Below are 15351 nucleotides of genomic sequence, written 5' to 3'. Positions count from 1 at the left end.
TCCTTCAATTTCATTCAGTCGCAATCCGCATAGTAGCGAATCGTATTTCCTCTTCATTCGCAGAATGGGGGGTTTTGGGTGAAATAGCGAACTGTATTTCCTTTGCGCTGATGATGCTACACCTCCCCAGTAGCTAGCGGAAATATGATCCGCTATTTCGGCCTGAGAGGGATTTTTTGGGGAGGATGCGGAAATGTAAGACCTTATTTCGCCGTTGTTCCTTCAATTTCAGTCGCAATCCGCATAATAGCGAATCGTATTTCCTCTTCATTCGCAGAATGAGTGGTTTTGGATGAAATAGCGTACTGTATTTCCTTTGGGCTGATGATGCGTGCGACGCTGGAGCTTGTGGGGGAGACATACTACACTTCCCCCAGTAGCTAGCGGAAATACGATCCGCTATTTCGGCCTGAGAGGGATTTTTTGGGGAGGATGCGGAAATGTAAGACCTTATTTCGCCATTATTCCTTCAAGTTCAGTGGCAATCAGCTCAATAGCGAATCTTATTTCCTCTTCATTCGTAGAACGGGTCCTTTTGGGTGAAATAGCGAACTGTATTTCCTTTGTGCTGATAATGTGCGCGATGCTGGAGCTTGTGAGGGTAGACATGCTGCACCCTCCAGTAGCTAGCGGAAATACGATCCGCTATTTCGGCCTGAGAGGGTTTTTGGGGGGAGGATGCGGAAATGTAATACCTTATTTCGCCATTATTCCTTCAAATTCAGTGGCAATCAGCTCAATAGCGAATCGTATTTCCTCTTCATTCGTAGAATGGGTCCTTTTGAGTGAAATAGCGAACTGTATTTCCTTTGCGCTGATGATGTGTGTACTGTATTTCCTTTGTGCTGATAATGTGTGCGAGCCGCACCTCCGCAAAATGGTCCTTATGGCTGAAATAGCGAACTGTATTTCCTTTGCGCTGATGCTGTGTGCGACGCTGGAACTAGGGCGGAGACATGCAAAAAAAAGACGGACGCATCGTCCGTCTTTCCTATCCTTAAACCAATCCTTAAACCTTGCGGGAAGTTAGCTTCGCTTGGGTGAACAGCAGCAGGTAGTCATACCCGCCGGCTTTGGAATCCGTACCCGACATGTTGAATCCGCCGAACGGGTGTACGCCGACCAAAGCGCCCGTGCATTTGCGGTTGATGTACAAATTGCCGCAATGAACCGTATCCAGCGCTTCCGCGATACGCTCCTCGTCCGTGGAGAAGTACGAGCCCGTCAATCCGAACTCCGTATCGTTGTACATCGCGATCGCTTCTCGCCAATCTTTCGCTTTGGCCAAAGCAAGCACAGGCCCGAAAATTTCCTCCTGCATGATACGGGCTTTACCGCTCACATCGCCGAACACCGTCGGCTGAATGTAGTAGCCGTTGCCTTCCGCTTTGCCGCCGCCAGCCAGCAGCGTACCTTCGGTTTTGCCGACTTCGATATAGTCCAGAATCCGCTCATACGAAGTTTGGTCGATGACCGGGCCTGCCGCGAAGTTCAGCTCAGGCAGTCCGCTTTGCAGACGGTTCGTAAGCGCAACGACTTTCTCCGCTACTTCATCGTACACGGATTCTACGATGATCGCGCGGGAACCCGCGGAGCACTTCTGGCCCTGGAAGCCAAATGCCGAGGCTACGATCGCCGCAGCGGCTGCGTCCAGATCTGCCGTTTCGTCCACCACGATGCCGTCTTTGCCGCCCATCTCCGCGACCACGCGCTTAATCCAGATTTGACCCGGAGCCGTGTCCGCAGCCAGCTTGTTAATCCGCAGTCCGACTTCTTTGGAGCCTGTGAAAGAGATGAAACGCGTCTTCGGATGCGTCGTCAAGTAGTCGCCGACTTCCGCGCCGCTGCCCGGGATGAAGTTGATTACGCCTGCAGGCAGCCCCACTTCTTCCATCAGCGCAACGAATTTGTGCGCAATGACCGGCGTCGTCGATGCCGGCTTCAGCAATACGGTGTTCCCGGAGACGACAGCGGCCATCGTCATTCCCACACAAATCGCCAACGGGAAATTCCATGGAGGAATAATGACGCCGACGCCAAGCGGAATGTACGTAAGCCGATTGTTCTCGCCCGGAATTTTGACCAGCGGCTGCGTTTCGTTGATTTCACTCAAACGAATCATTTCACGCGCATAGAACTCGATGAAATCGATCGCTTCCGCCGTATCCACATCGGCTTCGACGTAGTTTTTGCCGGACTCCAGCAGCATGAGCGCCGAGAATTCATGTTTGCGCGCGCGCATCAATGCCGCCGCTTTGAATAAGTACTCTGCGCGCTCTCTGGCAGGCACCTTTTTCCACGTTTCGAAAGTTTCCAGGGCGACGCCCATCGCTTTCTCAGCCAGCGCCTTGTCTGCTTTGCTCACATAGCCGATCACCTCATCCACATTGCCAGGATTAATGGAGGTAATTTTCGCTTCCGTCGTCACTTTCTCTTGGCCGATATAGAGCGGATATTCGCGGCCCAGCTCTTGCTTTACTTTGCGGATAGCCGCTTGCATCGCCTGTTTATTTTCCTCAAGACTGAAATCTGTGAATGGCTCATTCGCGTACGGTCCTACTTGTGTAAAGGTTGTCATGTCATTTCTCCTCTCCGAATGGGAAGCTTATTTAAACATATTTTTAAGAACGAACCAGACGTTGGCCGGACGTTCCGCTAACCTTCTCATGAAGTAACCGAACCAATCTACGCCATATGGAACATAAATGCGGACACGGTAACCTTCTTTCACCAATTGCTTCTGAAGCTCCTCACAAATGCCATACAGCATCTGGAACTCGAATTGATCTCCGGAAATGCCGTTCTGGCGGGCAAAATCTTTGGTAAATTCAATAATGGCCGCATCATGACTGGCAACCGCCGTGTAGTGGCCGTTCAGCAGATGCTTTTGGATAATTTTCTTATAGTTTTCATCGACATCGCTTTTTTCCGGAAAGGCAACCTGCGGGGATTCCTTGTACGCCCCTTTCACCAGACGCAAATTGGCGCCAAGCTCGTGCAGATCGTCCATATCCTTCATCGTGCGGTACAAGTAGGCTTGAATGACGATGCCCACGTTGTCGTACTCTTGGCGCAGCTCGCGGTAAATGTCGAGGGAAACCTGGCAATGCGCATAATCTTCCATATCGATCCGGACAAAATTGCCATGCATGCGGGCACGGTCGAGAATGCGTTTCATATTGCTGACACATAGTTCTTTGCTTATATCTAATCCAAGCGAGGTCATTTTCAGAGATAAATTGGAGGTCACGCCAGACTCCGCAATCGCGTCCAGCGTTTGGATGCACATCTCGGCGGATTCAATTGCTTCCGCTTCACTGAACACAAATTCGCCCAGATGGTCGAGCGTCGCGATCCGGCCATCCTGGTTCAGGCTGCGCACAGCCGCGATCGACTGCCCGATCGTCTCGCCGGCGACGAAACGTGCGGCCCCGAAGCGTAAACCGTATCTTTTGGCCAGTCGGTTAGCGGTTCTGCTTTTGCCTAAAGATTGAAACATATTTCTCATCATAAGTTCCATGTGTATTCCCCCAAAGGAATTTGTACAGTAGTGTTTAATTTATGATTTCATTGTACACTAATATTCATATTTTGAACACTATTTGTTTATGTGTATATTTTTCATGATTTTGTACACATTGCTGCGGCTATACCTTATCATACTCGCCCGCCCCTCCCGACGTGTTGAATCACTTTCATGTTCATGGTAAATTTAAGTGAAAAACGATTCGGCATAAGAGGTACATTATGTTCAAAAATGAACACTTTCCGTTGAACCCTACATTTGTAATATTACCGATAGACGCGACAATCCAAGAAGTATCCTCCTATTTACAAGAACAGACGGCGGTAATCGCCCGGCAGGATTCGCAGACTTATTTGTTTATACCGGAAGATGACGTCTTGTTGCCTGCCCTATCCGCTAAGAACATTCAAGACTTGCTCGAGATGAGCTCCTATTTCCGGGCAGAAACGATTCAATTGGATGAAACCGCACGAACGGTGTTCCCTGAGCTGCCGGTCCCGTGGTCATCGCATCGCCCTCTCGTGATCAAGGATAAGGCAGGAAATATTCGGGGATACTCCACATTAACCGATTTATTGAACATGGCCTCCAATGAGCTTCACAAATGGTCCTCCTACTTCCATGCACTTGCAGACACGGTAACGGATGCCGTAACCGTCGTGGATCGCGAAGGGGCCGTCATTTGCTGGAATCCTGTCGCAGCGGAGTTGTATCAACTGCCTGCATCCGACATCATCGGGAAACGGATTGGCGAGCACTTCGACGTCGAGACGCTCATGGTTCTCAAAATATTGGATGAAGGCCGCCTGATCCGCAATACGTACCACCGTCCTCGCCCCGAGACGCATGTCCTCATTAACGCTTCCCCTATTCGCAATGCCAAGGGGGACATTATCGGCGGAATTGCAACGGAGCAGGATATTACGCAGCTTGTGCGATTGAACGAACAATTGACCGCGGCGGACTCTTTCGGAATCCCGTTCCGGGAGCAGACTGAAGATTTGTTCACCTTGATCAAAGGAAAAGGCCCGGCGATCGGCAAGGTCATTCAATGGGCCAAAAAAGTCGCCTCAACGGAGACACCGATTCTGTTGATAGGTGAAACGGGTGTCGGCAAAGAGCAGCTGGCGCACATCATTCACCGGTCCAGCTCGCGGGCCGAGCATCCTTTTCTTACGATCAACTGCGGCATCGTGCCCGCCGGCATATTGGAGACGGAGCTATTCGGGTATCAAGGCGGAGCCTTCACCGGAACCGAGACGGGACAGCCCGGCAAGCTGGAACTGGCGAAAGACGGAACGTTATTTATTAATGAAGTTGAGAAGCTTCCTTGGGAATTACAAGCCAAGCTTTTCCACTACATCACGCAGCAAACGATCACGCGCTCAGGCGGGACGCAGCCGATTCGTGTCCGCACGCGGATCATCATCGCCACAACGGAAGACTTGTCCGCCAAGCTGGCTGCACAAGAGTTCCGGGCTGATTTGTACTATGCGCTCAATGTCATTTCGATTCGAATTCCCCCTCTGCGCGATCGAACGGAAGACATCCCAGCCATGGTTCATATGTATTTGAAACAGTTTGCCATGCAGTACCAGAAGCCGGTACCGGCGCTGACACCGGAGGTTAATCTTGCATTCGCCAATTACAGTTGGCCGGGCAATATTCAGGAGCTCAAGAACGTGATTGAGCGCTGCGTCATCCTGTGCGATGAGGATCTGATCACCTTGGAGCATCTGCCGCCCGCCTTGCAAAGCGGCCAGCCTTCTCTAGCCGCTTCGGAGGGAGAGACAGCCGCGATGATTTTGAAAGCCAAAGTGTCCGAAGAAGACGAAATGATATTAATTGAAGAAGCGCTGGCCAAGACCGCCGGGAACAAAAGCGCAGCGGCCAAGCTGCTCGGCATCTCGCGCGGAACCTTGTACAATAAGATGAAAGAGTATCAGATGGAATAACAAAAATCCCTTTCTACAACTGCGTAGAAAGGGATTTCTTATTGGCACGCCCTACCCAGCGTGAATCGGACAAAAGACAAAGTCTCGCGGCTTACATCCAGCTCCATTCCCCTGCGCCATGCCAGAGCTTGCCGGATCAACGCTTCCCACGCTTCCCCGTATTTGCCCATCGCCCACTTGCCTGCGGCCGGTTTGGAAGCGACAAGTCCCGTATCCATCGTGTACAAGCATCTGCACATCGTCAATATCGCATAGGCTTGGTACTCGCTTGTGCCAAGGCGCGATGCGTCTTTCAACAAGGGGGCCCACCATTCCTGCAAAATGCTGCGCGCCGCCCACCGAAGCTCCTCCGCTGTAACCGGGGCGATTAGCGAATCCGGCGCCGGGCCGCAGAGCGTGATGCCATATCCGCGAATAATCGCACGCTGAATGATCCAATCGCTGCCGTGCCCATCGACACCGAAGCTGCCGTCACAGCGCAGCGCCGGGTGCCGGCAATGCTGCGGATCATACCGCTTAAGCGAAGCTTGCGGGATGTAGGACCCCTCCATATGTTCTGCCGCAGGGAAACCTTGCGAACGAAGCTCGTCATGCATATGAGCCAGAGCCGTTCGCTGGGCTGCTTGCAGCTCGCTGCGGGTGACACCCAGGAAATCGACATCGCTCGTCTCCGGATGGTAATCTCCCAATGCCAGCGATCCGTGCACATAGAGACCGACCAGATCTTGCGCGAGAATGCGCTGTGTCCCCTGCAGCAGCTGATCTAGCAGATCATTAACGTCGGGATAGAGCGTTGGTTTCTCGTTTCGGATACACGAACCACCCTTTCCTGCATGGTACCAATATTATTTCTGATAAACGACCGGGAAGCTCTCGCCCGACATAAGTTCGCCCGGAGCGACATGAATGTGAGGTTCCATCGGGTGTCCGCCTGTCGGCGAATAATACGTGTGACCCGGCATATAGTGAACCGCAATCGCTCTGCGCTTGCGATCGGAGCGGTTGTTCGGGCTGCCATGCCACGTTAGCGAGTGATGATAGCCGACCTGCCCTTTTTTAATTTCAAAAGGAATCGCTTCCACTTTAGCCCCTTCAGGCAGCAGCTCAGGTTGTCTGTGTACCGGCATGAAATCGTCGCTGCTGCTCAAATATTTCTGATTGTTGCCCCATTTATGGCTGCCCGGCACCATCCACATACAGCCGTTCTCAATGACGGCATCGTCAAGCGCAACCCATGCGCTGATCAGGTCTGCCGGCTGAATGACCGGCCAAAGCGGATGATCTTGGTGCCAGTGCGTCGGTCCGCCCGTCACCGGCGGTTTATATTGAATCTGATCGTGCCAGATCCGCAGCGTGTCCGTGCGGCACAATTGGGCAACCTCCTCACAAATTCTCTGATTCGCTGCATGCTGCAAATACACGTCGCTAGCCATCCAAATGTTCACAATCTGAACGACCGTTTCCTTCTTCGTTATCGTCATCCCATAATGGGAGTTGTCGAGCATATTTCGGTTGAGGATTGGCTTTTTGACAGATTTCCCTTCCATCACATTATCCAGTTCTTCCCGGAGCGTCTCCACTTCCGCATCGGATAATACGACATCGCCCTTAAGAAACCCCAATTCATCGAATTGTTTGATCTGCTCTTGTGATAGCATGATTGATTCCTCCTCGCTTGGTATATCTTTATTGTACGGTCAGCCGGCTCATCCGTCGTTAGAGATTTCCAACCTGAAATTGCACTTATCACAGAAAATCAAAACTTTTCCATTTAACCGACCTATTTGGGGAAGGCATGGTGTATGATGATAAAGTAGCTTGTCAACCATGAAGGAGGTTTCATATGTCTGAGCAGCTTATCATTGGAAGCGCTTCACATCTTTATGCGGTGCAAGAAGGCTGGGGCCAATTGCCGGCGAACATTCAATACGGGTACACGCACGGCATCTGTGTGGACGATGAAGATCGCGTTTATGTGCATCACACGGGGAAAGAATCGGTTGTTGTGTTTGACAAAGAAGGCAACTTCCTTACTTCCTGGGGCAGCGAGTTCGAGGGCGGGGCACACGGCTTTTATTTGCATCGCAATTCCGACGGCCAGCAGCATCTCTATTTCGCCGACACCAAACGGGCAAGTGTTGTAAAAACAACATTAACCGGAGAAGTCCTTTTCCGCATTTCGCCGCCGGACCGTCCGGATTTGTACGATGAAGAGAGAAAATATATACCGACCGATGTATGCGTGGCGCCGAACGGCGACATTTATGTGGCAGACGGCTATGGCCAGTCTTATGTGCATCACTACAATGCCGAAGGCGCGTATATCCGCTCTTGGGGCGGGTCAGGGTCCGAACCGGGCAAGCTATCGTCGCCACACGGCATCTCCGTCAACCTGCGCGGAGAAACGCCGGAGTTGTACATAGCGGACCGCAGTAACAACCGGATTCAAGTGTTCTCTTTGGAAGGCGAGCATCTTCGCTTCGTTGAGCATAACCTGGATCTCCCGTGCTCCTTCTACTTCTTCGGCGATGAAGTATATTTGCCCGATTTGCACAGCAGGGTGACCATTCTGGATCATAATGACCGCTTGATCACACACTTAGGTGAAGATCAACAAGCGTATAAGCAGCAAGGTTGGCCTAACCTGCCCAAAGGCTACTACCGCCCGGACCGCTTCAGCTCACCGCATGGCGTCTGCGTGGATTCCCAAGGCAATGTGTATGTGGCGGAATGGATTTCCGACGGCCGGGTGACGAAGCTCGTAAGGCAGCGGTAGAGGCGTGCAGCGGCACTGGTGCGGCGGCGGGAGCGACCGGCGAGTCTGGTGAGGCTGCCGGACTGAGCGAAACGAAAAACAGGAGCCCATCGGCTCCTGTTTTATTTGCTAACGGACACAGCGGCCGTTATTTGCCCATTAGGCGGTACGTTTCGGCTCTAACGGACAGCAGAGGCCTTATTTGGCCGATTTCGGGGCGAAATCAGGCCCATATGAGCAAATAACGGCACCAGTGTCCGTTACATTTTCACAGAGGTCCCTATTCACCGAATAAGAACCTCTGTGTCCGTTAGCGGCGCCCGGAACCTCGCCTTCGCATAGAATCAGCGGCAAGGCGCACGTTCCCGGAACGCTAAGCCTTCCGCCCCTCCAGCAGCTGCCATCGCATCCACTCATTCCGCACGATCCCATCGCCGTCCGCCAGCAGGATGTGATACAGCCGCTTGCGCAGCTCGGCGGTAATCCGCCGGCTCCCCGGATGCCCGATCACATTATGCAGCTCATGCGGATCGCTGCGCAAATCGTAGAGCTCATCGACATCCGTGCAGTTCCACACATACTTCCACTCGCGGGTGCGGATCATCCGCTGGGTGAACAAACCGAACTGGGCGCCATTGAATGAGGCGACCACTTCATCCCGCCACTGATCCGGCTCGGCGCCTTGCAGCAGCGGCAGCAAGGACTCCCCGTGCAGCCGGTCACCGCCGCCCTCCGGATAGCCGGCGCCGGCGATGGCCAGCAGCGTCGGCGGCAGGTCGAGCAGGTTGTAGACGAAACGCTCGCAGCGGCTGCCCGGAGCAACAACGCCCGGCCATCTGACGATCAGCGGCACCTTCACAACATCCTCGTAGAGCACATAATGCTTATCCAGCATACGGTGCCCGCCGCACATATCCCCGTGATCGGTCGTGAACACGACAACCGTATCCCCGCTCTGCCCCAGCGCGTCCAGCTCCGCGAGCAGCTTGCCCACGGCATCGTCCAATTGCGAGATAACCGCATAATACCGCGCCACGATCGGTGCCCAGTCCGGCCATTCATAATGCTCAATGCCCCAGTTCCGCAGCTGCTGCTTCTGAATGTACGGCTTATCCGCGAACGTCTCGCCGAAGCTTCCCCATTCAGGGATGCTATCCGGAGTATACATCGCAGCGAACTCGGCGGCAGGCCGGCATGGCAGATGCGGCTCCTGGAAATTGACGCGCAGCTGCCACGGACCGTCCGTTGCGGCTAACTGCCGCATAAGCCCGCAGGCCATTTCCGCGGTTTTATGCGTACGCGTATCCGCAAGCGGAAGCGGATCCGTTTCACCGAAGTAACCGGCTTTGTAGGCAAGCTCCGGATACCGCTCTTTGAGCAGCTTACGATAGCGGTCGTCGCTCGATACGTAATACGTATAACCGTAGTGTGTCGGGTCAAATGACGGGTGCACATCCCATTTCCCGATATAGCCGTTGACATAACCGGCTTCCTGCACAGAACGCGCCCACGAGAAATTCGTGGGCGCCAGCGCGCCGACCTGCAGACCTAATGAATAGTTCCACAAGCCTCCGAACGATTCAGGCCGTCTGCCGCAAACGAATGACTGCCTCGCCGGGCCGCAGATGGGGATATGATTATACGCATTCTCAAACCACATTCCCCCGGCGGCAAGACTGTCGAGGTGTGGTGTCTGCACAGGCGCAAGTCTGCTGTAGCCAAGACAATCATAGCGCAGCTGATCGGCCATAATCACTAGCAGATTCGGTTGTTTGACCGGTTCCGTCACCCTCGTTACCTCCCCGCATGCCGGGCAGCGGACGCCTCATCGAACCGGTCGCGCCGCGGATCCTGCATCCATTCATCCCACGTGAGTCCATACTGCAGCAAGATCTCATGGATGCGGTTGCGAAAAGGAAGTCCCGCTGCGATTTGGATCAGCATCGGATCCTCGCGCCCGTTCAGCATCCCGGCGGTCCACTCATCCAGCTTCCTGGCGAGCTCACCTGCGATACCCGGCGAACTCTCCGCAATGTTCACCGTCTCGTTCGGATCCGTACGCAGATCGTACAGCTCCCTTGGCGGACGAACGAAAGGGCCTGCGTCAAGCGTGCGAATGAATTTGTAATCTTTCGTCACGACACCGCGGCTCGCCTGCCACGCACACTCGCTTAGGAAGACAACGTCATGCGTGCCGTTCTCTTCCCCGCGAATACACGGCCACAAGCTGCGGCCATCCAGCGAAGCCGGCACTGCAATTCCCGCCGCTTCCAGCATCGTCGGCATCATATCGACCTGCTGCACCAAGCCCTCGACCCTGCGCCCGGCCGGAATGCGCCCCGGCCATCTCATGATCATCGGTACTTGTACGGATGCCTCGTATAACCCGCAATGATCCCAATAGATATCATGTTCCGTCAAACTTTCTCCGTGGTCCCCGAACAGAATAAGCAAGGTGTCCTCGTATAAACCTTCAGCGATCAGCAGCTCATCCAGCTCGCGCAGGCGGTCGTCGAGATAGCGAACCTCCGCATCGTAGAGCGCGTTCACATAGTCGCTGTCCGTCACAGGACCAAGCAGGTCGTAATGATGGTGCTTGAAAAACGGATAAGCCGCATGATTATATGCGGCCTGCATACTGCGATTCGAAGGATCGTAAGGATCGCGCCCCGCTTCATAAAATTCAGACACATAATCGGCCGGCGGCTGATAGGGCGTGTGCGGATCCCAATAATGCAGGAACAGGAAGAAATCCTCCTCTTTATGATCGCGAATCCATTTGAAAGCAAGTTCATTGACACTTTTCCCGTCGATGCTGCGCGTTTTTTGGACCGAATTAATATAGTGCCGGTAGCCTCTGGCGAACCATTCCTTCAACTGATACAGATTGTCGACGGCGGCCGTCGTGAAGCCATGCTGCTGCAGCAAGGACGGCAGCCAGGCCTCCTTCTTGGGCAGCTGTGTCAGCGGCGAGCCGTGGGAGACGACGCCCGTACGGAGACCCACTTTCCCGGTAAAAATACCGGTGTGGGCCACCTCCGTCGGAATGTCCGCCGCATAAGCTCTCTCGAACAAGACGCCTTGAGCCGCGATCTGGTCCATATAAGGCGATGTCGGCTTCTCGTAGCCGTAACAGCCGAGCCTGGAAGCGCGCATGGTATCCATGGAGACGAATACGATGTTCATACCGCCTCCCCCCGTCCCGCATCCGTCATCAAATAATCCAAAATGAACGCAACGTTGCTCTCAACCTCATCCATATGCGTGCGAATGACAATGTCCGGCTGCTCCGGTATTTCATACGGGTCGCCAATGCCCGTAAAATGAGCGATTTCCTCTTTCCTCGCTTTGGCGTACAGCCCTTTGACATCCCTGCGCTCGCACTCCTCCAATGGGCAGTCAACGAATATTTCCACATAACCCGGCAGTTCGGCGCGGGCATGTTCTCTCATCTCTTCGTATGGCGTGATCGCCGATACGATTACCGTCACACCGTTGCGTGACAACAGCTTGCACAGAAAGACGATCCGCTTGATATTGGCGATCCGGTCCTCGCGGCTGAAGCCAAGCCCCTGCGAAATCGTTTGCCTCAGCTCATCGCCGTCGAGCAGCTCCACTCTTCTGCCGCTTGCCCGCAGCGGCTCAACCAAGGCACGAGCCGTCGTCGATTTGCCGGAGCCCGAGAGACCGGTGAACCAAAGTACCTCTCCATGTTTACTCATAACCTTCCTCCTTCGGATCGGTCTATATCGGTCGAGGCATCAAACAGCGCAGCGGAACGATTTGGAACGAGTGTTCCTCAAGAATGACGGAGCGTTCCGCTGCGCTCACTTGGGTCATTCAGAAATCGTCATCACCGCGCCGTTCGCATGATGAGATGCAATCGCCGCCTCGATAATCACTTGAACGGCCAGCGCATCCTCGCCGGAAGCGGCGATTTGATCCGGAGGCACGCCCTCCTTCACTTCCTGGATGAAGCTGTCGAGCCGCAAGCGGAACGTATCGTCGAAGCCCCGCATGCCGCCCATGATGGAATTGCGGAACACGCGCAAGTCCTCCTGGCGATGAGGATAGTACGTCAACGATTCGTAGACGTTATCGATCACGAACCGCCCCCGGTCGCCGGCGACCTCGCAGGCTTCGATCGGATGCGGGCCGAACATATCGTAGCTGCCCAACAGATGGCCGACCGCACCCGAGGCGAACTCCAGATTCATGGAGGCCGTCGACCACACGCTGCGGCCCGGCGCCTTCGTCAGGAACGCCTGAACCCGCCGAACATCACCGGCGTAGTAGCGCATCACATCCAGCGAATGAGGATGAAGCGCCCGCAAATGAAGCCATGGGCTCGTTTCGTTCGGATTCCCGATGGTAAGCTTCATGTTGATAAAAAGGGGATGACCGATATCCCCTTGATCCATCCATTGCTTCGCTTTCTTAGCGGCAGGTGTGAAACGATGGTTGAGATTGCAGGCGAGACGGACGCCTCGCTCTTTCGCGAACCGCACCATTTCGCGCGCCTCCTCCAAAGAGTTGGAGATCGGCTTCTCAACGAGCACGTCTTTGCCCGCGGCAATCGCCTTCATGACCGGCTCCATATGATGCGAACCGTTCTCAACACCGCCTGTGGCGACAGAGATGATATCCAGCTGCTCCGCTTCCAGCATCGTATCCAAATCATAGTATGCCTTCACGCCGAACTGGGCAGCGACGGAATCCGCAAGCGGCGCGTTCAAATCGCAGACGGCCACGAGCTCCGCGTCCTTATGCTCCTTATAGCACCGGCAGTGAATGCGTCCGATGTGATTGACGCCGACGACCGCTACCCTCAACATGCCGAATCCGCTTCCACTTCTTCGGACTGTTCTTCTGCCGCAGCGGCAATTTCAGACTCTTGCTCCTTCGTCTGCAGTGACTTAGCCGTACGCGGAGAGCCGATATGCATGGAATCGAAAGCTTGCTGTGATGTCTTGAACGGACCGCAGCCGAGTCCATGCCAGTTCAAATTCGTATACATCGGATTCTCGCGCCCGGTCTCCTGCTCACGCTTGGCGATATGCGCGTTTAAACGGTTCATTAGATGAGCGACAACCTCCGGCTCTTCATCCACCAGATTGTGCAGCTCCTCAGGATCGCGCACCAGATTGTACAGCTCCACCGGAGGCTTGAAATGCAGGTCCGGCTCCAGCGCCACGATCAGCTTCCACTCCGGTGTCCGCCAGCCGTGCTTGCGCATCCAGGTGCACTCCGTAATGTACATTTCGCTTTCCGGCACCCGCTCTTCTCCATTCGCCAGCGGAATCAAGCTGCGGCCGTCGAACTCTATATCGCAAGGTACGCCCAGCAGCTCTACGATCGTCGGCATCACATCTTTGATCTGCGAATTCGAGGCGACGCGTTTGCCTTCCGGCAGCTTGCCCGGGAACCGCAAAATCAGCGGAATCCGCAGATTCGTCTCATATAACCCGTGATGATCGTAGTAGCAGTCGTGTTCGTTCAACGTTTCGCCGTGATCCGAGGTAATGACGACAAGCGTCTCATCTTCGATGCCGAGCGCTTCAAGCGCCGTGAATATCGACTGGATGCCGGCATCCATATAGGCAATAGCCCCATCGTACTGTGCGTCAATATATTTGCTGTCCGTACAACCTTCCGGGAACCAGGAACTGAAATAATCCGCAAACGGCTTGAAGGCATACAACTCATCCAAGGAATGGTTGGCGGGATCGCACTCGTCGCCGTCATAGAACATCCTTTCGAAAGGCTTAGGCGGCAAGTACGGGGAATGCGGGTCCATATGACGCAGGAACAGGAAGAACGGCTTCCCTTCCTCTTTCAGACGCTTCAGCTCCGGGATGGCCACCCGGTTCAAATTGTCCGCTTTCGGACTGCGACCTGTATCGTCAGGTCCCCAACCTTCGAAATCGATATATTTCTGAAATCCGCGGGCGGAAGGATTGCCGGTGAACCCGATGCAGGTCGTATTGTAGCCGTTCTCCTCCAGCAGCTCGGACAGCATCTTCACATGCTCGCCGACAGGTCCGCCATGCCGCAGCGCCACGACATCCGTACCGAAGCAGTCCATTCCCGTCAGCATGGAGGCATATCCCGGAGTCGTCGGGATGCTCGGCGAGAAGTGCTGCTCGAACAGAACGCCTCCCTGACTGTATTTATCGATATGCGGCGTCGTCAGCCGGTCGTAGCCATAGCAGCTCATATGATCGCGGCGCAAGCTGTCTATGCCAAGTAGCAGTAAGTTGGGCAGTTTCGATGTCATGAGATCAACTCCTTCTGGGATTGGAATGGCTTATCTTGCACCGAATGATTTCAGTACCGCATTCAAGTAACCGTAGCTCTCGGCAGCTACGATACTAACCTGAGCGAGGGAATGATCCCTGGCGCCAATCACCTCGAGACAGACAGGACCGTCGTAGCCGCTATCCGCCAACACCTTGCAATAGCCGATCAAATCGATATCTCCCCGGCCGCAAGCTTGATTATCGATGGTGCCCGGGCCCGCCTGACGTCCTTTGCAATCGCGGATATGAATATGCTTCACGCGCGAAATGACGGCCGGCAGCGCATCCTCCGGATTCTCGCCGGCACGGTAGATATGGCTCGGATCCATATCGATGCCGAAGGCCGGATCGGCAATCGCTTCCATCGCTCTGAGCGAAGTCGGCGTATTATATATCGAACCGCCTACATGCGCTTTGACGCATAGCGTCACGCCATATTCGCCGGCCAGCTTCGACATCCGCGTCAGCTTCTCGATCGTGAACTGCACATCTTCCTCCACATCCGATTTGCCGCCAGGACCTACATTGACGACCGGAATGCCCAGCTCCCTCGCCGCTTCGAAAGCCAGCGGCAGCCGCGTCTCGTTCAGTTCCGCTACCTCCATGGACAGCAGCTTCAGGCCGGTTTCCTCGGCGATCCGCTTAATCTCAGGAGCCTGATCGCGCCAACGGTCCAGCTCCAGATGCTCGCACATCCCTTTGATCGCCGACAGCTCCACGCCATCATAGCCGCACAGCTTAATATGCTGAGCCGCCGTGGCGAAGTCGAAATCTTTAAACAAGACGGAATTAATCCCTAATTTGATCATGTCTATC

Annotated in this window: 13 protein-coding genes; 3 read left to right on the top strand and 10 right to left on the bottom strand. The window is 54.3% G+C overall.

Translation table 11 applies throughout. The features are described 5' to 3' along the window. Positions 1-1009: 1009 nt before the first annotated feature. Positions 1010-2578 (bottom strand): L-glutamate gamma-semialdehyde dehydrogenase, encoded by a 1569-nt coding sequence (gene pruA, locus J2X61_RS19005; RefSeq protein ID WP_310189806.1) that lies wholly within the window; start codon positions 2576-2578, stop codon positions 1010-1012. Between the two features lie 27 nt (positions 2579-2605). Continuing rightward, positions 2606-3520, bottom strand: a complete 915-nt coding sequence (locus J2X61_RS19000; RefSeq protein ID WP_310189804.1) for a proline dehydrogenase family protein — start codon at positions 3518-3520, stop codon at positions 2606-2608. A gap of 227 nt (positions 3521-3747) precedes the next feature. Between J2X61_RS19000 and J2X61_RS18995 the strand changes: the two genes are divergently transcribed. Then, positions 3748-5481 carry a sigma-54 interaction domain-containing protein gene (locus J2X61_RS18995; protein ID WP_310189802.1) on the top strand — a complete coding sequence of 578 codons (1734 nt, stop codon included), beginning with the start codon at positions 3748-3750 and terminating at the stop codon, positions 5479-5481. A gap of 38 nt (positions 5482-5519) precedes the next feature. Here the strand turns inward: J2X61_RS18995 and J2X61_RS18990 are convergent, their stop codons facing one another. Both J2X61_RS18990 and J2X61_RS18985 read right to left on the bottom strand, forming a co-directional pair. Next, the gene (locus J2X61_RS18990) at positions 5520-6203 is read right to left on the bottom strand and encodes a nucleotidyltransferase domain-containing protein (RefSeq protein WP_274470859.1); all 684 of its coding nucleotides are present in this window, start codon (positions 6201-6203) and stop codon (positions 5520-5522) included. Positions 6204-6326: 123 nt separating this feature from the next. After that, a complete protein-coding gene (locus tag J2X61_RS18985; RefSeq protein ID WP_310189800.1) occupies positions 6327-7139 on the bottom strand; it encodes a phytanoyl-CoA dioxygenase family protein in 813 nt (270 codons plus the stop codon). A 185-nt stretch (positions 7140-7324) separates the two neighbouring features. On the opposite strand from J2X61_RS18985, the gene J2X61_RS18980 reads away from it, so the two are divergent. Both J2X61_RS18980 and J2X61_RS18975 read left to right on the top strand, forming a co-directional pair. Then, the gene (locus J2X61_RS18980; RefSeq protein ID WP_310189797.1) at positions 7325-8257 is read left to right on the top strand and encodes an NHL repeat-containing protein; all 933 of its coding nucleotides are present in this window, start codon (positions 7325-7327) and stop codon (positions 8255-8257) included. Further along, complete coding sequence (locus J2X61_RS18975; protein ID WP_310189928.1) at positions 8212-8481, top strand: hypothetical protein; 270 nt, start codon at positions 8212-8214, stop codon at positions 8479-8481. Before J2X61_RS18980 ends, J2X61_RS18975 begins: the two co-directional genes overlap by 46 nt. A gap of 128 nt (positions 8482-8609) precedes the next feature. Here J2X61_RS18975 and J2X61_RS18970 read toward each other — a convergent pair whose 3' ends face one another. The 6 genes from J2X61_RS18970 to J2X61_RS18945 all read right to left on the bottom strand — a co-directional run bounded on the left by J2X61_RS18970 (position 8610) and on the right by J2X61_RS18945 (position 15344). Next, positions 8610-10025 (bottom strand): sulfatase family protein, encoded by a 1416-nt coding sequence (locus J2X61_RS18970; RefSeq protein WP_310189795.1) that lies wholly within the window; start codon positions 10023-10025, stop codon positions 8610-8612. A gap of 5 nt (positions 10026-10030) precedes the next feature. Continuing rightward, complete coding sequence (locus J2X61_RS18965) at positions 10031-11422, bottom strand: sulfatase family protein (protein WP_310189792.1); 1392 nt, start codon at positions 11420-11422, stop codon at positions 10031-10033. After that, positions 11419-11958 (bottom strand): adenylyl-sulfate kinase, encoded by a 540-nt coding sequence (cysC, locus tag J2X61_RS18960; RefSeq protein WP_274469591.1) that lies wholly within the window; start codon positions 11956-11958, stop codon positions 11419-11421. Before cysC ends, J2X61_RS18965 begins: the two co-directional genes overlap by 4 nt. Before the next feature lie 114 nt (positions 11959-12072). Further along, complete coding sequence (locus J2X61_RS18955; RefSeq protein WP_310189790.1) at positions 12073-13071, bottom strand: Gfo/Idh/MocA family protein; 999 nt, start codon at positions 13069-13071, stop codon at positions 12073-12075. Continuing rightward, positions 13065-14513, bottom strand: a complete 1449-nt coding sequence (locus tag J2X61_RS18950) for a sulfatase family protein (RefSeq protein WP_274469593.1) — start codon at positions 14511-14513, stop codon at positions 13065-13067. The genes J2X61_RS18955 and J2X61_RS18950 overlap by 7 nt, the downstream gene beginning before the upstream one ends. Before the next feature lie 30 nt (positions 14514-14543). After that, the gene (locus tag J2X61_RS18945) at positions 14544-15344 is read right to left on the bottom strand and encodes a sugar phosphate isomerase/epimerase family protein (RefSeq protein WP_310189788.1); all 801 of its coding nucleotides are present in this window, start codon (positions 15342-15344) and stop codon (positions 14544-14546) included. Positions 15345-15351: the final 7 nt, after the last annotated feature.

Origin of the sequence: Bacillus sp. 3255 (assembly GCF_031456485.1) — a bacterium.
Classification (GTDB): domain Bacteria; phylum Bacillota; class Bacilli; order Paenibacillales; family NBRC-103111; genus Paenibacillus_E.
This window is presented reverse-complemented; position numbering and strand designations above follow the sequence as displayed.